This window comes from Nocardia sp. NPDC003726, from assembly GCF_053586955.1.
The window spans coordinates 1-20,689 of record NZ_JBSFNF010000005.1; the positions used below are offsets into that span (position 1 = coordinate 1).

General features: G+C 68.2%; 22 protein-coding genes. 11 read left to right on the forward strand and 11 right to left on the reverse strand.

What is annotated here, in order from left to right:
- Nucleotides 1-161 precede the first annotated feature (161 nt).
- From ACWDMM_RS08180 to ACWDMM_RS08190, 3 genes are all read right to left on the reverse strand, one after another.
- Nucleotides 162-1,076 carry a D-alanyl-D-alanine carboxypeptidase family protein gene (locus ACWDMM_RS08180; RefSeq protein ID WP_357110426.1) on the reverse strand — a complete coding sequence of 305 codons (915 nt, stop codon included), beginning with the start codon at nt 1,074-1,076 and terminating at the stop codon, nt 162-164.
- Between the two features lie 343 nt (nt 1,077-1,419).
- Nucleotides 1,420-1,596 (reverse strand): hypothetical protein, encoded by a 177-nt coding sequence (locus tag ACWDMM_RS08185; RefSeq protein WP_449936671.1) that lies wholly within the window; start codon nt 1,594-1,596, stop codon nt 1,420-1,422.
- A 48-nt stretch (nt 1,597-1,644) separates the two neighbouring features.
- Nucleotides 1,645-2,619, reverse strand: coding sequence for a helix-turn-helix transcriptional regulator (locus ACWDMM_RS08190; RefSeq protein ID WP_449936673.1), 975 nt, complete (start codon nt 2,617-2,619; stop codon nt 1,645-1,647).
- 92 nt (nt 2,620-2,711) lie between these two features.
- On the opposite strand from ACWDMM_RS08190, the gene ACWDMM_RS08195 reads away from it, so the two are divergent.
- The 6 genes from ACWDMM_RS08195 (at nt 2,712) to ACWDMM_RS08220 (ending at nt 6,820) form a co-directional block, all read left to right on the forward strand.
- Nucleotides 2,712-3,134, forward strand: a complete 423-nt coding sequence (locus tag ACWDMM_RS08195; protein WP_195082378.1) for a VOC family protein — start codon at nt 2,712-2,714, stop codon at nt 3,132-3,134.
- Nucleotides 3,135-3,231: 97 nt separating this feature from the next.
- Nucleotides 3,232-3,906 (forward strand): hypothetical protein, encoded by a 675-nt coding sequence (locus ACWDMM_RS08200; protein ID WP_195082377.1) that lies wholly within the window; start codon nt 3,232-3,234, stop codon nt 3,904-3,906.
- Between the two features lie 203 nt (nt 3,907-4,109).
- Nucleotides 4,110-4,256 (forward strand): hypothetical protein, encoded by a 147-nt coding sequence (locus tag ACWDMM_RS08205; protein WP_195082376.1) that lies wholly within the window; start codon nt 4,110-4,112, stop codon nt 4,254-4,256.
- Between the two features lie 39 nt (nt 4,257-4,295).
- Entirely contained in the window at nt 4,296-5,273 is a 978-nt protein-coding gene (locus tag ACWDMM_RS08210; RefSeq protein WP_195082375.1) for an NAD-dependent epimerase/dehydratase family protein, read from the forward strand.
- A gap of 125 nt (nt 5,274-5,398) precedes the next feature.
- Nucleotides 5,399-5,728 carry a hypothetical protein gene (locus ACWDMM_RS08215; protein ID WP_357206672.1) on the forward strand — a complete coding sequence of 110 codons (330 nt, stop codon included), beginning with the start codon at nt 5,399-5,401 and terminating at the stop codon, nt 5,726-5,728.
- Nucleotides 5,729-5,953: 225 nt separating this feature from the next.
- Nucleotides 5,954-6,820 carry a TIGR03619 family F420-dependent LLM class oxidoreductase gene (locus ACWDMM_RS08220; RefSeq protein ID WP_435406627.1) on the forward strand — a complete coding sequence of 289 codons (867 nt, stop codon included), beginning with the start codon at nt 5,954-5,956 and terminating at the stop codon, nt 6,818-6,820.
- A gap of 107 nt (nt 6,821-6,927) precedes the next feature.
- On the opposite strand, the gene ACWDMM_RS08225 is transcribed toward ACWDMM_RS08220, so the two are convergent.
- Nucleotides 6,928-7,401 carry an RICIN domain-containing protein gene (locus ACWDMM_RS08225; RefSeq protein ID WP_195082372.1) on the reverse strand — a complete coding sequence of 158 codons (474 nt, stop codon included), beginning with the start codon at nt 7,399-7,401 and terminating at the stop codon, nt 6,928-6,930.
- Nucleotides 7,402-7,616: 215 nt separating this feature from the next.
- Between ACWDMM_RS08225 and ACWDMM_RS08230 the strand changes: the two genes are divergently transcribed.
- From ACWDMM_RS08230 to ACWDMM_RS08240, 3 genes are all read left to right on the forward strand, one after another.
- Nucleotides 7,617-7,973, forward strand: a complete 357-nt coding sequence (locus ACWDMM_RS08230; protein WP_195082371.1) for a hypothetical protein — start codon at nt 7,617-7,619, stop codon at nt 7,971-7,973.
- A 161-nt stretch (nt 7,974-8,134) separates the two neighbouring features.
- Entirely contained in the window at nt 8,135-9,592 is a 1,458-nt protein-coding gene (locus ACWDMM_RS08235) for a flavin-containing monooxygenase (protein ID WP_195082370.1), read from the forward strand.
- A 47-nt stretch (nt 9,593-9,639) separates the two neighbouring features.
- Nucleotides 9,640-11,382 (forward strand): FAD-dependent oxidoreductase, encoded by a 1,743-nt coding sequence (locus tag ACWDMM_RS08240; protein ID WP_449936678.1) that lies wholly within the window; start codon nt 9,640-9,642, stop codon nt 11,380-11,382.
- A 121-nt stretch (nt 11,383-11,503) separates the two neighbouring features.
- Here ACWDMM_RS08240 and ACWDMM_RS08245 read toward each other — a convergent pair whose 3' ends face one another.
- Entirely contained in the window at nt 11,504-12,442 is a 939-nt protein-coding gene (locus tag ACWDMM_RS08245) for a DUF1206 domain-containing protein (protein WP_449936681.1), read from the reverse strand.
- 54 nt (nt 12,443-12,496) lie between these two features.
- Nucleotides 12,497-13,918 carry a hydroxysqualene dehydroxylase HpnE gene (hpnE, locus tag ACWDMM_RS08250; RefSeq protein ID WP_449936683.1) on the reverse strand — a complete coding sequence of 474 codons (1,422 nt, stop codon included), beginning with the start codon at nt 13,916-13,918 and terminating at the stop codon, nt 12,497-12,499.
- A 210-nt stretch (nt 13,919-14,128) separates the two neighbouring features.
- Between hpnE and ACWDMM_RS08255 the strand changes: the two genes are divergently transcribed.
- Nucleotides 14,129-15,661, forward strand: coding sequence for an acyl-CoA synthetase (locus tag ACWDMM_RS08255; protein WP_449936685.1), 1,533 nt, complete (start codon nt 14,129-14,131; stop codon nt 15,659-15,661).
- 12 nt (nt 15,662-15,673) lie between these two features.
- On the opposite strand, the gene ACWDMM_RS08260 is transcribed toward ACWDMM_RS08255, so the two are convergent.
- Entirely contained in the window at nt 15,674-16,615 is a 942-nt protein-coding gene (locus ACWDMM_RS08260; RefSeq protein WP_357110399.1) for an alpha/beta fold hydrolase, read from the reverse strand.
- A 184-nt stretch (nt 16,616-16,799) separates the two neighbouring features.
- The gene (locus ACWDMM_RS08265) at nt 16,800-17,660 is read right to left on the reverse strand and encodes a TetR family transcriptional regulator (protein ID WP_449936687.1); all 861 of its coding nucleotides are present in this window, start codon (nt 17,658-17,660) and stop codon (nt 16,800-16,802) included.
- Between the two features lie 160 nt (nt 17,661-17,820).
- On the opposite strand from ACWDMM_RS08265, the gene ACWDMM_RS08270 reads away from it, so the two are divergent.
- Nucleotides 17,821-19,035, forward strand: coding sequence for an acyl-CoA dehydrogenase family protein (locus ACWDMM_RS08270; protein ID WP_195082365.1), 1,215 nt, complete (start codon nt 17,821-17,823; stop codon nt 19,033-19,035).
- A 132-nt stretch (nt 19,036-19,167) separates the two neighbouring features.
- Here ACWDMM_RS08270 and mbp1 read toward each other — a convergent pair whose 3' ends face one another.
- The 3 genes from mbp1 to ACWDMM_RS08285 all read right to left on the reverse strand — a co-directional run bounded on the left by mbp1 (nt 19,168) and on the right by ACWDMM_RS08285 (nt 20,674).
- Entirely contained in the window at nt 19,168-19,413 is a 246-nt protein-coding gene (mbp1, locus tag ACWDMM_RS08275; protein WP_067802064.1) for a microaggregate-binding protein 1, read from the reverse strand.
- A 122-nt stretch (nt 19,414-19,535) separates the two neighbouring features.
- Nucleotides 19,536-20,459 carry a hypothetical protein gene (locus ACWDMM_RS08280; protein ID WP_195082364.1) on the reverse strand — a complete coding sequence of 308 codons (924 nt, stop codon included), beginning with the start codon at nt 20,457-20,459 and terminating at the stop codon, nt 19,536-19,538.
- Nucleotides 20,456-20,674, reverse strand: a complete 219-nt coding sequence (locus tag ACWDMM_RS08285) for a hypothetical protein (RefSeq protein ID WP_449936689.1) — start codon at nt 20,672-20,674, stop codon at nt 20,456-20,458. The genes ACWDMM_RS08280 and ACWDMM_RS08285 overlap by 4 nt, the downstream gene beginning before the upstream one ends.
- Nucleotides 20,675-20,689: the final 15 nt, after the last annotated feature.

Sequence of the window (20,689 nt, forward strand, 5' to 3'; positions counted from 1 at the left end):
AAGCGGCGTGCCGGATCGTCGTCCTGGAAAACCAACTCACCCAAGCCCGCGAACTCAACGCCGAACTCACCCGACGAAACCCGCCCGAGCCCGACAACGACAGCTGAACTCCGATCAGCCGCCGCAGCGGGCACCCAGTTCGGCCCACACCGTCTTGCCGCTCAACTGATCGGCAGTGCGCTCAGGATCGGGTTGTAGGCCCAGTTCAACATGCGTTCGGCGTCGTCCTTCGCGGCGCGGTCGCTGTCGGGTGAGCTGTGCAGGACCACACCGATCAGCGGGATCCCTGCCCTGACCGTCTCGAACAGCAGGCACGTTCCGGCGGCGTCGGTGTACCCGGTCTTGATGCCGATGGTGCCGGGATAGTCGCGTAGCAGCGAGTTCGTGGTCTGCCAGAGGTGCGCGCGGTTGTCCGGGCCCGCGGGCACGTGATAGCTCTGCGCGCTGACGACCTCTCGGAACACCGGCAGGCTCATCGCGCGCAGCCCGAGGGTCACCAGGTCCGCCGGGGTGGAGTAGGTGGAGTGGTCGGTGGGGGCGGGCAGGCCGCTGGGGTCGGTGAAATGTGTTCCCGCCAAGCCCATCTGACGCGCGGTGTCGTTCATTTTGGCGATGAAGCCTTCTTGGCCGGGCCCATAGGCCTCGGCAAGGGCATAGGCGGCGTCGCAGCCCGACGGCAGCATCATCGCGTACAGCAGCTGTCGCGCCGTGAGCACCTCGCCGGGGACCAGGCCCGCGTTGCTTCCGTCATACTCGGCGTCGTAGGCGATGACTTCCTGCGGCACGGTAATGGCCCGATCGAGGTCGCCGGCGTTGATCACGACCAGTGCCGTCATCACCTTCGTGATGCTGGCTATCGGAACCGGGGCATTCGGCTGTCGCGACCACAGCACCGTGCCGGTGATTCCGTCCGCCAGCGCTGCTCCCGACGCCTGCACCGCCTCCGGCCCGGACGTCAGCCAAGGCAACTGGATATGGGTGTCGCTCGCCGCGGGGGCAGCCGCGACGCTATGACCGGCTATCACGACCAGCGCACCGGCAACAGCGATTCGCAACAGTTCAGCAAATTTCCACATCGCCATATTGTGCCGGGAAGATGTGATGATCAATGGGATTTCACCGACGAGTTACCGCGCCCTTCGCTGCACAGCATCCCCGTGGCTACTACAAATACCGAGCTGAACGTTTCCCGCATGCTGCCGCTCGAGCAGCGGCGCGGCCGTGCCGTTCTGGCCGAGATCCGGCATCGGCGGTCAGACTCCCCGCTCGAACCCCAGCTGCTCGGTCATCCCCTAGCGCGACGCCGTCTCCAGCCAGGCACGAACCTCGCTTCTATGGACGAGCGCCACGACGGCCCGGCCGATCCGTACCCACCACCGACGAACCCGTCTCGAGCATTCGGCGCAATCAGGCCGGCGGTCACCACGGCTGTTCGCCGACCGGGATCAAGGTCGCGGTCAGCACACCGAACGGTTCGCCGCCGCCGTCGTCGGGTTCGGCGGCGACGAGCGCGAACGCACCGACGACTTCCAGCACGCGGAACACCCACCGACTGCCGGGAACCAGTCGCACTCGATCACCGATATGCACGCCCACACAGAGCAGACTATTCTCCTCACCAGCCCGGGGAATAGCCATACACGGTCATCTCCGCGTGTGCGTCCCGTTCGCCGCGTCGGTGTAGCGGCGCGCCAGGCGCGCGAAAGCGGCCGTGAGTTCGGGCGGCCCGATGACTTCGATGTCCGCGTCGAACCGACCGAGACTGCCGGCGAGCGCGAGCCATGACCACGAGCCGAGGACGACCCGGCAACGGTCGGGACCGAGCGACTCGACCACCCCGTCATGGAGGAAGGGCGCGATGTCGGCGGCGGGGCGGTGCAGGATCACCGCCCCACGGCACGGCCAGTCGCCGGTCCCCTCCGCGCCGCGGAACGTGCCGGTCACGAAGGTCGCCACATCACCGGCCGGGAGTGCGCGCGCAGTGAAGCGGGGGCCGGTGGGGGTGCGCGGGGCGATCCGGTCGGCTCGGAACGTCCGCCAGTCGTCCCGGTCCAGGTCCCAGGCCACGAGATACCAACGTCCCGCCCAGGTGACGAGGTGATGCGGCTGCACTCGGCGCGGCGGGCGCGCGGCGGCGTCCGGTGGGGCGGCGTAGTCGAAACGCAAGACTTCGCGGGCGGCGACGGCGGCGGCGATCACCGTGAGGACCTCTGTGCCGACCTCGGCGGCGGCCGGTGCGACGGCGGTGATGCGCAGCGTGTCCATGCGGTGACGCAGCCGCGCGGGCATGACCTGACCGACGGTGTGCAAGGCGCGCGCCGCGGCCTCTTCGAGACCGGCCCCTGCGGTGGTGGCGATCTGTAGTGCGACGGCGAGGGCGACGGCCTGCTCGTCGTCGAACAGCAGCGGAGGCAGACGCGTCCCCGTGCCGAGCCGGTATCCCCCGTCCGGGCCCTTGGTGGTGACGATGGCATAGCCGAGTTCCCGCAGCCGGCCGACATCCCGGCGCACGGTACGCGGGCTGACCTGCAGTCGTTCGGCCAACAGCGTTCCCGGCCAGTCCCGGCGCGCTTGCAGCAGCGACAGCAGCGCCAGTAGTCGAGCGGAAGTTTTCGGCATCCTCGCATCCTGCCCGAAGTAGCGGACACATCCTGGCCACTACTCCTGCGAGGGTTGCTCCCGTCAACCGATGAGCCGAATCAGGAGCAACTGTGTCCCTTGCAACCACCACCCACCTGAACTTCCGCGGCGACGCTCGCGCGGCGCTGGAGTTCTATCGGTCCGTTTTCGGCGGTCACCTCGCCGCCGTCACTTACGAAGACGCCGGGAATGTCCAGGTCGCGTCCGAGGCGGACCGGATCATGTGGGGACAAGTCGAGGCCGACAACGGTTTCCGCGTCATGGCCTACGACGTGCCCGCGCGGATGGGCTACGACCGAGGCGAGAACTCGTTCTTCGTCTCGGTGCGCGGCGCGACCGTCGAAGAGGTGTCGGGCTATTGGGACAAACTGACCGAGGGGGCGACGATCGTGGTCCCGATGGGCCCGGCGGGCTGGTCGCCCGCCTACGGGATGCTGCGTGACCGTTTCGGTGTCGTGTGGGTCCTCGACGTCGTCAGCGAATACAACGGGTAGCGCGGTGCGTCACCGGGGCGGCGGGCGCTGCCGCCCCCGTGGCACGCATCCGCGCGGAGTTGCCGTGGTGTCGGATGTCGTGGCTAATCTGCCGGGCATGGTCAACCCCGATACGGCACTGCGCCGCCTGCTGCGCGAAACCGGAAAATTGCTACAGCCGTACGGGTTCCACGGCACCGAGCCCACCTGGACACGAGTCGAAGCGCGCGGTGTCGCCTCCGTCGGGCGCACCCGTGTCACCCGCACGTGGATCGACGGGCAACAGGTCCTCGGCTTCGGGTTGACCTTGCGGGCCACCCCCATCGCGTGGTGGGAGTACTGCACCTGGCGCGACGCCCGGCTGGGCCTGCCCCCCATACCGCTGGAGTCGGCCACCGGCCCCGGCCTGATCGACAGCCGGTCATTGGCCGACGAGCTGACCACGCCATGGACCCTGCGGGTCGACCCGGACCTGCCCGGCAGCCACGCGCTGCGATCCGATATCGACACCATCCGCAGCGAACTTCCCCGCCGCGTGCACGCCTACGCCCGCCGGGCGCTACGACTGCTGGAAACCGATCGCTACCTGGACGAACTGTCCGACCAACCCGATCAGGGAATCCGGACTCGCGAAGCGATCGTCGTCCTGCTCGCCGACCGAGGGCCGGGGCCGCGCCTCGACGAGGCCGTCCACCGCTTCCGGCAGTGCGCCGCGGAATCGGCCTACCCGGAAGACGCCATCGCTTACGCACGAACCCGGACAGCGGTCGGCGAAATCGTCTGCGAGAGCTGACGTTCTGGTGACTGGGGATCCCGCGATCCCGATGAGCCGTGCGGAATTCCGGCGCGGGCCTGAGTCTGGGCTGGCGCCGTCGGTGTAACCGGTCAGCGGCGTGCCGATCGGTTGTCCGGCCGCCCCGACGGAACCAGCGGAGGCGCGGGGAACACGCGGCGCACACCGCGCGTGAAAACGACGACGGTGGGTAGGCCGGGAACGTGACCGAACCCGGAAACAAGAACGCACCCGAACTGGGCGACCCGATCGATACCTCCCACCCTGACGACCTCGATCTCGAAGCCGGTGAAACTACGGAGAACGAGGACGTCGACGAGGCGGCGGGCGCCGTCGAACCGCCCGACTGAGCACCGTTTCGCCCACGGCGGCCGGGGAATTCCGGCCGCATGGGTATCACTGTCGCCGTCACCGGGCCGACCGGCGAGATCGGCATCTCCGCCGTCACCGCACTGGAGAACGATCCGGCCGTGGACCGGATCGTCGGCATGGCTCGCCGCCCCTTCGAACCCGCCGCACACGGCTGGACCAAGACCGAGTACCGGCGCGGCGACATCCTCGACCGAGCCGCCGTCGACGCCCTGGTCGCCGACGCCGACGTGGTGGTCCACCTGGCATTCGTGATCATGGGCTCGCGGCAGGACAGCGCGCGGGTGAATCTCACCGGCACCCGCAACGTCTTCGCGGCGACGGTGGCCGCCGGCCGACCCCGCAGGCTCGTGTACACCTCCTCGGTCGCCGCCTACGGCTACCATCCCGGCAATCCCTCGCCCCTGACCGAGGACGTGCCGCCCGAGGGCTCGACAGAGCACTACTACTCCCAGCAGAAGGCCGTCTGCGAGGCCGCGCTCGCCGAGATCACCGCGGGCTCCGACCTCGAGGTGTTCGTGCTGCGGCCCTGCATAGTGGCCGGCCCGAAGGCTCCGGCCCTGCACGATCTGCCGTGGGCGAAGATCCCCGGCCCGCTGCGCGCGCTGGCCCGAGCCAATCCGCTGTTCAAGCCGCTGGTTCCCGACCCGGGCCACCCGCTGCAACTCGTCCACCACGACGACGTGGCCGCGGCCATCGCGCTGGCCGCCACCGCGGACGCGCCGCCCGGTGCCTACAACATCGCCGGTGACGGCACGCTCAGCCTGTCCGAGGTGGTGACCGCGCTGGGCGGCAGGCCGGTACGCGTCCCCGCCTCCGCCGCGACGGTCGCCTCGGCGGCCCTCACCTATCTCCCTTTCGTGCCCGCGACCCTCGAGTGGCTGCACATCGTCCGCACTCCCGTCGTCATGGACACCACCCGCGCGAAACAGCTTCTCGGCTGGAAACCGGCGCACACTTCCGCCGAAACCCTCGCGGCACTCGCCGCCAGCCGCTGAGCCCCGCGTACCATCCGCTCGGTGCGGAGCGCGACATGTGGTTACGGGCCCCGGACGCGCTCCCGCCCGCACGGATTCGGTCACCGGGTCGTGCGTGAATCCTTCCGCGCCGGTCCGCGACTCGTGTGGGCGCGCACGGCATCGAGATAGTCGGCGATGGCCTCCCGATTGCGCGTCAGGCAGTCGATGCGCCGGGACATGCGGGTCAGTTCGTCCTCCAGCAGGGCAAGCATCTCCGGCGTGGCCTCGTCGAACATGATGGAGCACGGCCGGTCGAGACAAGGCGGGACCTACCCGTCACGGTCGCGTTCGCCGCGCCGGATCCCGGCCTGATCGACGGCTACGCCGAGGCCGGAGCGCGGCGATTGCTCTTCGGCCTGCCGACCCTGCCGGAGTCGGAGACACTGCGTGCGCTCGACGAGCTCGCGAAGGCCGCCGACCAATACCTGAGCTGAGTCGGGAAGGCGCGACGGATGCTTCGGGTCCGATCGCCACACCGCCACGGGCGCAGCGGGATCGCCCACCGCTTCGGACTTGCCTTGACGTCGGCGACAAGGTTTACCGTTGCGATGCCGGTGTGCTGGTGAAGGTCGCGAGTACGGCGACAGCGATCACGCACCGGCTCCGCTCGGCATCCGAGATTCTCCCCGCTGGGTCCGCACCGACGCGCATACGAAGGAATGTCCGTGAAATTCGCGATCAGCTACAGCACGCCGTTCAACGGGACCGATCCCGATCGGCTCACAAGGTTCGCCCAGCATGCCGAAGAGTGCGGTTTCGAGGCACTGTACGTGCAGGACCATATCGCCCTGTACCCGGGCGCGTCCTACGGCGCCGGACAACTGCCCGCGACGCTGCCCTACTTCGACCCGCTCGACTGCCTGAGTTTCGTCGCCGCGGCCACGCGACGACTGCTGCTGGGCACCGGTGTCCTGTTGCTGCCGTACCGCCACCCCGTGGTACTCGCCAAACGCCTGGCCACCATCGATGTCTTGTCCAAGGGACGCATGCGGCTGCTCACCGTCGGAATCGGCGCCCTGCCGGGAGAGGCGCGGGCGGTGGGGGTGGACTTCCGCACCCGCGGCCGCCGCGCCGACGAGGCGATCGACGTGCTGCGACTGCTGTGGTCGGGCGGCCCCGACGGCGTCGGCTATCACGGCGAATTCTACGACTTCGACGATCTGTGCAGTTACCCGAAACCGTCGAACGTGAAGGAACTTCCGATCCATGTGGGCGGATCCAGCCGGGCTGCCGCCCGCCGCGCCGGACTGCGCGGCAACGGCTATTTCGCGGGCGGAATGCTGGCGGAGGCCGAGCGTGACCTGCAGATGGAGGCGGCACGCAGGGCGGCCGCCGAAGCGGGGCGCGATCCGGCCGCCTTGGAGTACACGCGCTGGGGCTCGGCCGATCTGTCGGTCGAGGAGGTCGGCCGACTCGAAGAACACGGTGTGACCCGGATCGTGGTCAACCCGACCGCGGCGAGCGCCGCGGAGCAGCACGACACGATGTCGGCATTCGCCGAGCGATTCGGTCTCGCGACGACGTAGTCGTCATGGGGCGACCGTCGCGGCCGCCCGGGGCATGACCGCCTCGGCGCGACGCTCCCGCCGGTCGATTCGCCCTGTCGAGTCACAGCGCCCGAACCTGGGGCGGATCACACCTTACGGAAGATCCACTTCTCCCGATCGCTTTCCTGGTTGATCATCAACTGGGGTCGATTGTTCAGAACCACCCCGATAACGAATTCGTCGTCACTGGTCGCGATCGGTGTTATCTCCGGAAAATCCGGCATGTCCCAGCCGTAATGCTCGTCGCCGCATACCAGGTGCCCATTCGTACGGATCGCCGCGAGGTGGCCACCGGTTTTCGTGTTGACGATGTCGAAATCACCCTCTTCGGGATTGGCCGGGCAGGTCCACAGCTGGGCGTTGTCGTCGGCGGCACGCTGGCGCATGGTCACGCTGTCCGCGTCGCCGTCGACCGCCAATGCCTGGCCGGTCTCGTAGTTGATGATTTGGTATGTGGTGGCAGTCTTTTCGGCCATGGTGTCGTCCTCACTGTGTGAGCGCACCGCTACCGGGCTCGACGCCGCCCGTGACGCTGCGCTGATCTCGTAGTCGTCGTCCAAGGCGAATCGCAGACAGCCAGTACAGCAGAATCGGCGCCACATCGGAGCGGATTCCCTCAGCTGTATCCCGATTGCCGTTCGCACTCCTCGGTGCGGAAGTAATTCATCCGAAAGGGGTGAGGGAAGGCCCGGCCGCGAATTCATATGCTGCACCGTGCGAACGAGATGCACGCGATCGATTCCTGCCGAGCGCACGACCTGAAGGGAGACGACCGATGACCGATACCGGCATGGGTGCCAAGCAAAAGATCGTGCCGTTGTCCTCGCTGACCGAGCAACCGCCCGCCCAGAAGAGCTCGCCCGGCTGGTACAAGCTGTACAACGACACGGACGTCTACGTTTCGGTGTACCGGCAGGAATGGAACAAGCCCAAATCGCTGTTCGTTCTCGCCCCCGGGCAGACCAGCTCGGAGTACGAGGCAGGACACGAGATCTACATTTTGTGGATCACGAATGTCGGCACCGAGTCGACGCCGATCACTTGGGATGATTCCGGCGGTTTCAGCTGTGAATACGTGTGGAGCGGGTACACGCAGGCGAACCAGGTGAACAACGTGAGTTCTTTCGGGTAGGACGAGACGCCGCCGGCCTACCGGCCGCTGCGGCCGGAGCGCGGTGCCCCTGCCCGACGGAGGAGTCGCGCCGCTGGTGAACGAAGATTTGGCCGAAAGTATGGATTTTCTGACCTCAGGTGTTTGGCATCGGTCTTTGTCCGGGTCATAGCGTTGTCACCATGAGCACACCTTCGATCGTCATCATCGGCACCGGTTTCGGGGGGCTCGGCATGGCGATGGAACTCCAGCGGGCGGGCCTGCACGATGTCACGATCCTGGAGCGGGCCGAGGACGTCGGCGGCGTCTGGCGGGAGAACACCTACCCCGGCGCGGGCTGCGACATCCCCTCGCCGCTGTACTCCTACTCCTACGCGCCGCGCACCGACTGGCCCAAGCGGTTCTCCCGGCAGCCCGACATCCTCGCCTACCTGCGCGGCATCGCCCGCGATCACGACCTGCTGTCCAAGATCCGCTTCCGCACCGAGGTCACCGAGGCGGAGTTCGACGACGCCACCGGACGGTGGACCGTGCGCACCGCCGACGGCGGCGAGCTGACCTGCGATGTGCTGATCTCCGCGGTCGGTCAGCTGTCGCGGCCCGCGCTGCCGAACATCCCCGGTGTGGAGAGCTTCCGCGGGACGGCCTTCCACTCCGCCGAGTGGGATCACGACGCCGACCTGACCGGCAAACGGGTGGCGGTCATCGGCACCGGAGCCAGCGCGGTGCAGTTCGTGCCCGCGATCGCGCCTTCGGTGGCGCATCTGACGCTGTTCCAGCGTTCGGCCGCGTGGATCATGCCGAAGCCGGACGTCGAGTACAAAGCCTGGCATCATCGCGCCTTCCGGCTGTTGCCGGTCACCCGCCTCACCGAGCGCTTCGCGTTCTGGCTGTTCTGCGAGTTCCTGGCGCTGGGGATCGTCGACGTGCCGGTCATCCGCAAACTGGTGACGCGGATCGGCCTGCGGCATCTCGAGCGCCAGGTCCCCGACCCGCGGCTGCGCGCCAAGCTCACCCCGGACTATCCGGCCGGCTGCAAGCGGGCGCTGTTCTCCAACGACTACCTGCCCGCGCTCACCCGGCCCAACGTGACGGTGGAGACCACCGCGATCACCGAGATCACCCCCGATGGCGTGCGCACCGCCGACGGCGTGCTGCACGAGGTGGACGCGATCGTCTACGGCACGGGCTTCAAGGGCACCGAATTCCTCTGGCCGATGCGGATCTCCGGCCGCGGCGGGCGCAAGCTCGCCGACGAATGGTCGCAGGGCGCCCGCGCGTACCAGGGCATCACGGTGCCCGGTTACCCGAACCTGTTCCTCGTCTACGGCCCGAACACCAACCTCGGCGTCGGTTCGATCGTCTACATGATCGAATCGCAGGCCCGCTACATCCGGCAGGCCGTCGCGCGCATCGCCGAGCGGCCCGGCCACGTGCTGGAAGTGCGACCCGAGGTCGAGGCCCGGTTCGATCGCAGGTTGCAGCAGCGCCTCGACCGCACACCGTGGAACTTCTGCTCGAGCTGGTACCGCAACGCGGCCGGGCGGATCACCAACAACTGGCCCGGCACCGTCACCAGCTACCGGTGGCACACGCGCAAGGTGGACTTCGCGGACTACGACTCGAGGCGTGTCTGTTGACGCTCGCCTCCCCTGCGGCAACAACTTCGACAAGTGGTGGAGATCAGATGACGTTCGACTACGACGTGGTGGTCGTCGGTTCCGGCTTCGGCGGCAGTGTGACCGCGCTGCGGCTGACCGAGAAGGGTTACCGGGTCGGCGTGCTGGAGGCGGGAAGACGTTTCGCCGACGACGAATTCGCCGAGACCTCGTGGGACGCGCGCAAGTACCTGTGGGCGCCGGCCCTGGGTTGCTTCGGCATCCAGCGGCTGACGCTGCTGAAGGACACCTTCATCATGGCGGGCGCCGGCGTCGGCGGCGGCTCGCTGGTCTACGCGAACACCCTCTACGAACCGCCGGACAAGTTCTACCGGGACCGCCAGTGGGCCCACATCACCGACTGGAAGGACGAGCTCGCCCCGCACTACGACCAGGCCAAGCGGATGCTCGGCGTGACGGCCAATCCCGCGACCACGCCGTCGGACCGCGTGCTGGCCGAGGTCGCGCACGAGATGGGCGTCGGAGCCAGCTACCGCAGCACCCCTGTCGGCGTCCTGTTCGGCGGCAACGGCGCGCGGCCCGGTCAGGATGTGCCCGACCCGTTCTTCGGGGGTGTCGGCCCCGCCCGCAACACCTGCACGCACTGCGGCGAATGCATGACCGGCTGCCGCCACAACGCCAAGAACACCCTGGTCAAGAACTATCTCTACCTCGCGGAGCTGGCCGGAGCCACGGTTCATCCGCTCACCACGGTGACCGACGTGCGCCCGCTGCCCGGCGGGGGCTACGAGATCTCCACCGTCCGCACCGGACGCTGGGTCCGTAAGGCGCGCAAGAAGTTCACCGCCGAGCAGGTCGTCTTCGCCGCGGCCGCGCTCGGCACCCAGAGACTGTTGCACCGGCTGCGCGACCGCGGTTCCCTGCCCGACATCTCCCCGCGTCTGGGCGAACTCTCGCGCACCAACTCCGAGGAACTGCTCTCGATACGAAGCCGCCGCAAGGACTCCGACTTCACCAAAGGGGTGGCGATCACCTCCTCCATCCACCCGGACGACGACACCCATATCGAGCCCGTGCGCTACGGCAAGGGCAGCAACGCCATCGGCCTCATCGGCACCGCCATGATCGACCCCGACGGGCGCACATCGAAGCTGCGGCTGTGGGCGCGAACCATGCGCAAGCTCGGACGCGACGCCTTCCACCTGCAGAATCCGCGCGGCTGGTCGGAGCAGATGATCGGCTTGCTGGTGATGCAGTCGGTCGACAACTCCATCACCACCTACACCAAACGCGGTCTGTTCGGTCGCAAGATGACCACCAGACAGGGTGTGGGCGAACCGAATCCGACCTGGCTCCCGGCCGGGCACGAGGTGGCCCACCGGGTTGCCGAGAAGATCGACGGCATCCCGGGCGCGGGCTGGAGCGCCCTGTTCGACATCCCCATGACCGGGCATTTCATCGGCGGCTGCGTCATCGGCGACTCCCCGGAGACCGGAGTCGTCGATCCCTACCATCGGATGCACGGCTACCAGGGACTGCACGTCATCGACGGCTCGACCATCTCGGCCAATCTCGGGGTGAACCCTTCGCTCACGATCACGGCGCAGGCCGAGCGGGCCACCGCGCTCTGGCCGAACAAGGGTGAGCCGGATCCGCGACCGGAACCCGGCGCGCCCTACCGGCGCATCGCCCCCGTGCCGCCGCGCAACCCGGTGGTCCCGGCCGACGCCCCTGCCGCGCTCCGCTTGCCGATCGTCGAGATAAAAGGCCCCGCCGATCGAGCGGAGCCGACCGCGGACCCACGCGGCTGACTCGCTGGAACGGCGGGCCATGCCCATGGCCCGCCGTTCCAGCGCTCAGATGCCGACGTGCGCCGGGATGGACAGCGCGAACGGCGCACACCAACGACCATCGCGAGGACGAGTACAGCGATCAGACCGGGACGCCGCCATAGGTGCGCCGGTAGCGCGCTTGGAGGAATGACAGGATCCCGAACGCCATCAGTCCGAGGGCTACCGCGATGAGCAGCCACGGCCCCAACACACTGCCGGCGAAATCGTGCAGCACGGCGTCGACCCCTTTGGCGCTGGCGGGCTCGTAGTTCGCGGCTGCCACCACCGCGGCGAGTCCGATGCCGACGACGATCGCGCCGCGCGCCAGATAACCGATCCGGCCCAGCCAGATCACACTCTCCCGCGAAGCGTGCGTCATCCAACCCATGCGCAGGTCGTCGACGAAGGCGAGACGAATCCCGCGCAGGGTGATCAGGACGCCCGCGGCCACAACAGCCAAGCCGAGCAGCAGTACGACCACCTGTCCGCCGTCCCAGCCGAGGATCCGGGCGGTCACATCGCGTGCGAGAGCGTCGCTCGGCTGCGGCGTCCGGCCGTCGACGACGAACCGGAAGACGACGAAAGACGCGATGGCATAGAGGATTCCGAGCGCCAGAGCGCGCAACCGCGGCCCGTTCGACCGTGCTGCGGACGCGGCGGCGGCCTGCGTCAGCCGCCAGGCGGCGAGGGCGGCGAACCCGAAGGCCAGAATCCACAGCAGGAGATACCCCAACGGCTTGCCCGCGAGGGTGGCGAGCGCCCCACCCGCGGTCGGCTCGTGTTGGGCGGCGCCGACGGCCAGCATGAACGCGAGAATGCCGATGACGATGTACGCGATCCCGCGTGCGATGAAGCCGAAGCGCGCGGCCCCCGACAGTCCGCCGGATCTCGCGTACCCGCCGCTCCTGCGGTCGTGCCGTCGCCACCGGCCGCCATACCTGCTGCGCCAACCGCTTCCGTAACCGGTCCGCCACCGACTGCGCCGCACTCCGCCGTTGCGGCGCCATCGATATCTGTCAGCACTTCCGAACAAGCTCATGGTCTCACCTCTCCATGGACCGTATTGCCCACTGCGGGTGGAATAACCACGAACTCACCGGGAGAGCGAGAGATAATCCCGGACGGCCTCGACGGCTCGCTTAGCGCTCTCCGCCGCGGATTCCATCGTGGACGGAAGCTCGGAGCGGGTCCAATCGCCCGCGAGGAAAAGCCCGTCGATGGGCGTTTTCTGACTCAGCCGCAGCGACTCGAAGCCGGGGTGAGCGGAGAACGTGGCCTGCGGCTGGTGGATCACCTTGGTGCGCAGAACTTGCGCAGCGCGCGCCTCCGGATAGTGCTGGTGCAGCGATTCCGTTGCCCTGCGAACGAACTCGTCGTTGCGCAGATGCACGACGTCCCAGGACGCGCTGACCGCGAGCGAGTAGCAGTACCCGTCCCGATGGTCGCCGTCGTGCATACCGGTGGTGTCGAACACCCACTCGATGGTGGTGTCCCTGAGGTTCTCTGCCAGCCGCACCATGCGCAGCGGGCGGTCGAGCCAGACGTACACGCTGGAGATCGGCGCCGGCTCGATCTTGCGGACGGGATCGAAGAATTCGTGTCCGGCGAGCACGCCGCGGTCCAGCAGTGTGGTCAACGACCACGGTGGAAGTGTCAGGATCGCCGCGTCGCAATCGATCCGCCGCCCATCCGCCAACCGGAGGGCGGTCAACCGGTCATCGTCCAGCTCGACGTCGACGACCTGCGCACCGGTCGATATCTCCGCACCGCGTGCGCGCAGGAAGCGTTCGGCCGGCGCGACGAACAGTTCGTGCAGGCTCACCCGCGGCCATACCGCGTCGCCCGCGCGGAGATTTCCGGCCAGCGCGCGGCGGGCGATGAAGTGCAGGGCCTGGGCGAACGTGAAAGCCGATACGCGGTCCGGCTTCTCGTTCAGCAGGCCGATCACGAGTTGGTCCAGCGTCAGCTTTCGCAACGACTCCGGCATGCCGATTTCGCGGAACCACCGGTCGGCGGTCATGGTGTCCAGATCCGGCGACGGTTTCCACGCCGCGGTACCGATCCGCAGCCAGGTCCGCACGGCGGCGGGGCGTTCTCGCCACGGAATCGGCGGCCACACAAGCCAGGACAGGCCGGCGGTGTTCCGCAGCACGGCGGGCAACCAGCGTGGCCCACGTGCGGTGAGCAGCCGATCCGGCCCGGTCCTGATCGCGAACGGCGGTGCGTCCCAGTGCAGGTGCTCCTCGGTGCCGATGGTGCCGACGTACTCGAGCAGCGCGTCGTAACAGCCCGCGAACAGATACTGACCGTTGTCGACCATGCCCTCGGCACCGGGCACGTCGAAGGAGAACGTACGGCCACCCAGCCGCCCCCGCTTCTCCAGCAAGCTGACCTGGTGGCCCTGCTCCGCCAACCAGACCGCGGCGGCCAGCCCGGCCAACCCTGCTCCCACCACCGCGATACGGCGCGTACGCGAACCATCACCATGGAGAGACTGATACGTTACTTCAGTCATTTTCTCATAGTACGCGGCACCCCCGCCGCCCGGCCGCGATATCACCGATCGAATCGCCGGTGACGATGTTCGCGAATGAACCAGAATCGCCGTTTACTTTCAGCTATCGTCGGTGCCAGAGCAACCGCTCTGCGGGACGCCGTGGATCCGCGCGGCCCGCGCAGGCCCTTGCGGTCGGATATCGACCGCTCCGTTCCACCGAGGAGCCGCATGTACCCCGGCGCACACGTCGACCGATTCCCGGACAAACCTGCTGTTGTCGTCGCCGAGAGCGGCGAAGCGCTGACCTATCGGGAACTCGAGGAGAACTCGGTTCGACTGGCCCGGCACCTGCGCGACGCGGGGCTGCGCAAAGGCGATCACGTCGCGCTACTGTCGGGAAACGACCCGAAGATCTACGAGGTCTATTGGGCGGCGTTGCGAACCGGGCTTTACATCACCGCGGTCAACCGGCATCTGTCGCCGAGCGAGATCAGCTATATCGTCGACGACTGTGGAGCCAGGGCGCTGATCGTATCGGCCGGTCTGGCCGACGCCGCCGAGCAGATCGTCCCGGAGACACCCGGGGTGGAGATCCGCCTCGCCTTCGGCGGCCACGTGCCGGGGTACAAGTCCTACGAGGAGGCCATCGCGGCGTCGTCGCCGGAGCCGCTGCCAGATCAGCCGCGCGGCGCGGACATGCTCTATTCCTCCGGCACCACCGGACGGCCCAAGGGCATCAAACAGCCGCTGCCGGACCGGCAGGTCGGCGATGCGCCCGGTGACACCTACACCGCGATCTTCGGCCCGCTCTACGGGTTCGACACCGAGACCGTCTACCTCTCCCCCGCACCGCTCTATCACGCCGCGCCGCTGCGCTTCGGAGGTGTGGTCCACGCGCTCGGCGGAACGCTCGTGATCATGGAGAAGTTCGACGCCGAACAGGCGTTGGCGGCGATCGAGCGCTACCGCGTGACCCATAGCCAATGGGTGCCGACCATGTTCGTCCGGATGCTGAAACTCGACGAGGCCGTCCGCGCCCGCTACGACGTGTCCAGCCTGCGGGTGGCCGTGCACGCGGCCGCCCCGTGCCCGGTGGACGTGAAGCGGGCGATGATCGACTGGTGGGGCCCGATCCTGTACGAGTACTACGCCTCGACGGAGGCCAACGGCGCCACTTTCATCGACAGCGAGCAATGGTTGCGCAAGCCCGGCTCGGTCGGCACGGCCGGCCTCGGCACCATCCGGGTGTGCGGCGACGACGGCGCACAACTGCCCGCAGGAGAAATCGGCACCGTCTACTTCGAACGCGACGAGGCCCCCTTCGCCTATCACAACGACCCCGCGAAGACGGCCGAGGCGGTCCACCCGGAACACCCGACCTGGACCACCACCGGGGACATCGGATACGTCGACGATGAGGGCTACCTGTTCCTCACCGACCGCAAAGCCTTCATGATCATCTCCGGCGGTGTGAACATCTACCCGCAGGAGGTCGAGGACGCGCTCGCGCTGCATCCCAAGGTGTTCGACGTCGCGGTGATCGGCGTGCCCGACGAGGAGATGGGCGAATCGGTCAAGGCCGTCGTCCAGCCCGCTCCCGGCGCGGAGCCCGGTCCGGAGCTGGCCGCGGAGCTGCGCGATTATCTGCGCGACCGCATCGCCCACTACAAGGTGCCGCGGAGCTTCGACTTCGCCGACGATCTGCCCCGCACCCCCACGGGAAAGCTGGTCAAGGGCAAACTCCGCCAGCGGTATGTGTGAGAGGTCCCGGCACTACGCGGCGTAGGCGAGCTCCGCGGTCTCGCCTACGCGCGTCATCAGGCGCGCGACAGCCTCCGCCACCAGGCCGGGCCGTTCCAGGATCACGGAGTGACCGGCGCTGTCGACGATCACGAGATCCGAGTACTCGACGGCGGCGGCCATCGCGACCGAATGCGACGGAGGTGTCATCAGGTCAGCGGCGCCGCACAGCACCAACGTGGGAATCCCCGACAGCAGCGTGAGCGCGTCGGTCCGGTCGTAGACCATGAATTCGCTCAGGTAGCTCGCCATCGTGACGATCGGCGTCTCGTTGCGCATCGCGTTGGCGAGGGCGAGTACCCGCGGACTCACCTTGCGATCACCGAATTCGGCGGTGCGGATGAGCGGGGCGAACAGGCGGCATGCCAGCAGCTTCGCGTGGTGCATCGCCCCGGGAGCCCGGCGGACGGCCGCCTGGAACGCCGACACCACCGGGTTGCGCAGCAGACGGCCGAAGCCGGCGTCGGCGAGTCCGCCCGCGGCGGTCGCCAGCAGAGCCACGCCGACGATGCGGGTGCCGATCTCGTGCGGATTCTGTTCCGCATAGGTCAGCACGGTCATGCCACCCATCGAGTGGCCCGCGAGGACGACCGGCCCGGTGGGGGCGACGGCGTCGAGCACCGCGCGCAGGTCACGGCCGAGCTGGTCGAGGCGGTAGGTCCGCCGGGACGCCGTGGCGGACTCGCCGTGGCCGCGATGGTCGTAGCAGACGATCCTGGCGCCCGCGTACCGGCGCAGCAGCTCGTCGCGGACGTAGGTCCAGGACTCGCTGCGCAGGCAATGCCCGTGCAGCAGGACGACGGTGAGGTCCGCGTCCGGCGGGCCGTATTCGCGAACCGCCAGCGCCACCCCGTCTTCGGTCCAGACCGTGGCACACCGTTCCGCCGTCGCGGGGATCGAGTTGAGAATCGACATGGGATGCTCCGGTTCACTGGCGTTGACCCGTCCTACTTTCCGCCGTCCGCGCCGCCGCAGGCAGGCCCCCGAGTGCTGGGCTGCGGTCCCCAAGGGGTATGCCGATCACCACCAAGGTGGAGGTGGCCGCCGTGGCGTGCTCGCGCCGCGGGCGGTGACCGCACGCGAAACCGCGAACGTACTGCTAGCGGGCCGGATCGACCCCCAGCACGCCCAACGCGAAATCGCCGTACTGCGCGGCCACTTCCTCCGGCGTCGCCGGGCCGGACTCGCGGAACCACTGCGGGATGGCGGTGCACATGGTGGCTATGGCGCGCCCCGCCGACCGGGCTTGGGGAACGGCGATGCGGCCCTCGGCGTCGGCCGCGGCGATCGCGTCGTCCAGGATGGCTTGGATGTCGCGGCGGGAACGCGCGATGCGCGCGCGTTCGCTCGGGGAAAGGCTGCGCATCTCGCTGGCGCCGATGAAACCGAGGTCGCGGCGGTGCGTGTGGAACAGGGCCAGTGCTTCCACGATCAGGCGCACCCGGTGGACGCTGTCGCGGCCTTCGGCGCGGGCGGCGCGCACTCGCCAGTGCAGTTCGTCCATGGTCAGATCGAGGATGCGGACCAGCAGGTCGTGTTTGTCGCGATAGTGGTGGTAAAGGCCGGGAACGCTGGTGCCGGCCCGCCGGGCGATGGCGCGAACGGTCGTGCCGTGATAACCGATCTCGACGAACGACGCGAGGGCGGCGGCCAACACCGGGTCGACGTCCAGCGGGGCGAATTCGCGCCAGCCACCCCGCGCGCCCGGCTCGGGATCGACCCGGTCGTAGCTGGGCCGCGGCGCGAGCGTGGCGTCCCCGAGCAGCTGAGCGACCGGCACGCCGAGCACCTCCGACAAGCGCGTGAGCCGGGCGATCGAGATCCCGGTCTTGCCCGTCTCCACGGCGCTGAGCGTCGCCGGACTCACCTCCAGCCTGCGGGCCGCTTCGCGCAGCGACAGGCCGGCCGCGCGGCGCGCGCGGCGGATCGCCTCGTGCGGCGCCGTGGCCTCGTTTCGCATTTGTTCAGCATAGCTGAACAGTAGGATTGCACGGACATGCGCCTGATATCGGGCCTGAACTGCACGCTTTGACACCGCACCGCAGCCGGTGGGACAGTGTCCGGACAGAGCGATCGTTCGGTCGAGGGACGAGGCTCTGGATGTCGAGGAGGAATGCGCGATGCCGATCGATCTGACCTATTCCGACGAAGTTCGGGCGCTGACCGACCGCACCCGGGAATTCGTGCGGGAGACGGTGCTGCCGATCGAGGACGAACACCACGGCGACATCACCGCGGCCGGCGGCGACGGACTGCGCGTCACGCTGAACAAGCTGGCGCGCGAGGCCGGGGTCTTCGCGCCGCACGCCCCCGTCGAGTACGGCGGTCACGGGCTGTCGATGTCGGAGCGCGCGCCGGTGTTCGAGGAGGCGGGCTACTCGCTGTTCGGCCCGACGGCGCTCAATATCGCCGCACCGGACGAGGGCAACGTGCACATGCTCGCCCACATCGCCGATCCCGAGCAGAAGCAGCGCTACCTGGAACCGCTCGCCCGCGGCGAGGTGCGCTCGGCCTTCGCGATGACCGAGCCCGCACCCGGCGCGGGTTCCGACCCGGCGGCGCTGGCCACCCGGGCGGTTCGCGCCGACGGCGGCTGGCGGATCAACGGCCACAAGCACTTCATCACCGGCGCCGATGGAGCCGGCTTCTTCATCGTGATGGCCCGCACCTCCGGTGAACCGGGACAGCGCGGCGGGGCGACGATGTTCCTGACGCCTGCCGACACCCCTGGCCTGCGCGTCGGCAGGCATATCACCACGCTGGACCGCGCCATGATCGGCGGCCACTGCGAGGTCTTCTTCGAGGACATGTTCGTACCCGACGAAGCGGTGCTCGGCGCCGTCGACCGCGGCTTCGAATACGCCCAGGTGCGGCTGGGTCCGGCCCGCATGACGCACGTCATGCGGTGGCTGGGGGCGGCGCGCCGAGGCCACGACATCGCCGTCGAGCGAGTCGCCCAGCGCGAAGGCTTCGGCGCGCGCATCGGCGATCTGGGGATGGCGCAGAAGATGATCGCCGACAACGAGATCGACATCGCCGCCACCCGCGCGCTGCTGGTCCGTGCCTGCTGGGAGCTGGACAACGGCGAGCACGCGGGCAACGCCACCTCGATCGCGAAGACCTTCGCCGCCGAGGCGATCTTCCGCATCGTCGACCGCAGCATTCAGTTGTGCGGCGGCCTCGGCGTCTCCGACGACCTGCCGCTGGCGCGGCTGTCGCGCGAAGTACGGCCCTTCCGCATCTACGACGGACCCTCGGAGGTGCACCGTTGGGCCATCGCCAAGCGTGCGGTCAGCGCCGCACGCCGGGCAGCGGCCGACGGGTCTTCGCGCTGATCCGCACGGGCTCGCGTACGTGCGCATTGTCGAGGGGTACGCCTTGCGCGCCGCTCCCGAGGTATTACGCGGACCGCCGCCGCCAGCTCTGCTGACGGCGGCGGGTGTCTGCGGTGGGTCGAACCGGTGTGGTTACCGCCCGTGCTGATGCGCCGACTGGCGGGCCTCGTCGACGTCCGCTTCGGCCCGCGCCTTCTCGGCCGCGGCTTCCTTGCCCGCCGCCTCGCGCTGGGAATCCGCCTTGTCCTGCTGCGCGCGACCTTCGTCCTTCAGGTCTTCGTGCCCGGTGACGGTACCGGCGGCTTCCTTCACCTTGCCCTTGACGTCTTCGACGACGCCCTCGACGCCCTCACGAGCACCGCTTCCATGTTCAGCCACAACAACCTCCCGGATATCGGAACAAGCTGACATCTGGCGCATACCCGAGACAGCGGCCTCGAATCCGCCCGCGACGAAGTTCGGTGCGCACGCGAATCACGACCCACGGCGGGGGCGCCGGGTCAACGCAGCGGAGTGGTCTCGCTCGGCCCTTGGCGATACCGCGTCATGGTGAGCCGCTGCTCCCGGTCGTTGTACTCCGGAATCGGCAGCGGGAACCAGTAGCTGCCGTCGAGCCAGGCCTGCCCGAGCAGCGGCACCGGCTTCTGCAGGATGTTGACGCCCTTGCCGTGCGGCGGGCTGGCGAATGTCCCGACCGGCGCGCCGTCGATGAAGAATTCCACGTGCTGTTCGGTGAGCCGGACCGCGTAGGCGTGATCGTCCGACAGCAGTGCCGGGTCGAGGGGCGTGATCTGTGGCACCAGCTCACCGCCCCGCTTGACCATCAGGAAGAACCCGCGGGGCAGATCCTGCCCGAGGACGTTGAAGACCGGCCGGGTGAGTTCGCTGGCGTCGCCGAGGAATCCGTGCGAGCCGTTGTACATGAACCACGCGATCTCGAGCCCGAGCGGATCGATGGAACGGTTGGAGACGCCCCACCCCGCGGTGCCGTTGTGACCGGTCAGATCCGGAGCGCCCTTGATGTCGATGGTCATCGTCTGGCCGGGTTCGAACACCGGCTTCGACAAGACCTCGGAGTTGTTGTAGGGGAACAGGCCGTCCCGCGTAGGCGGATTGACGAAGGTGACTCCCTCGGGACCGTAACTGGTGGACGAGTAGCCGACGTTGGTGTTGCACCAGTCCCCGACCGGGGCGGTCGCGAAATTCTCGTCCATCGCCTTGGTCGGACGTGGTTCTCCGGTGCCGATGTATCCGGCGAACGCGTTGATGTTCAGCACCGCGCAGTTGGGTAGTCCGTCATCGGCACCCGGAATCTGGATGTTCGGATCGGCGACGGCCCCCGCCGTCCCCATCACCGTGCAGAGCGCCACGCTGGCTGCTCCCACCGCCGTCTTCAGCGCCTTCCGGCCGTGTCCATTGCTCACTGATCTTCTCCCGTAGCCGAGTAGATGAGAAGTTGCAATGGAAACATTATCAACCTTTCATCATTTCGTTTTGTCATCATGCTCACGCCGCCGCACCCGTTTGAGTTCGGAAACTGCTGTCTCGCAGGATATTCCACGACACTCGCCGCTTCATCGATGATTGGAAGCCGCGCGCCTTCCCCCGCGGCGGCGAGGTTGATAAGATAAATGTCCAAACATCTCATTGCCAC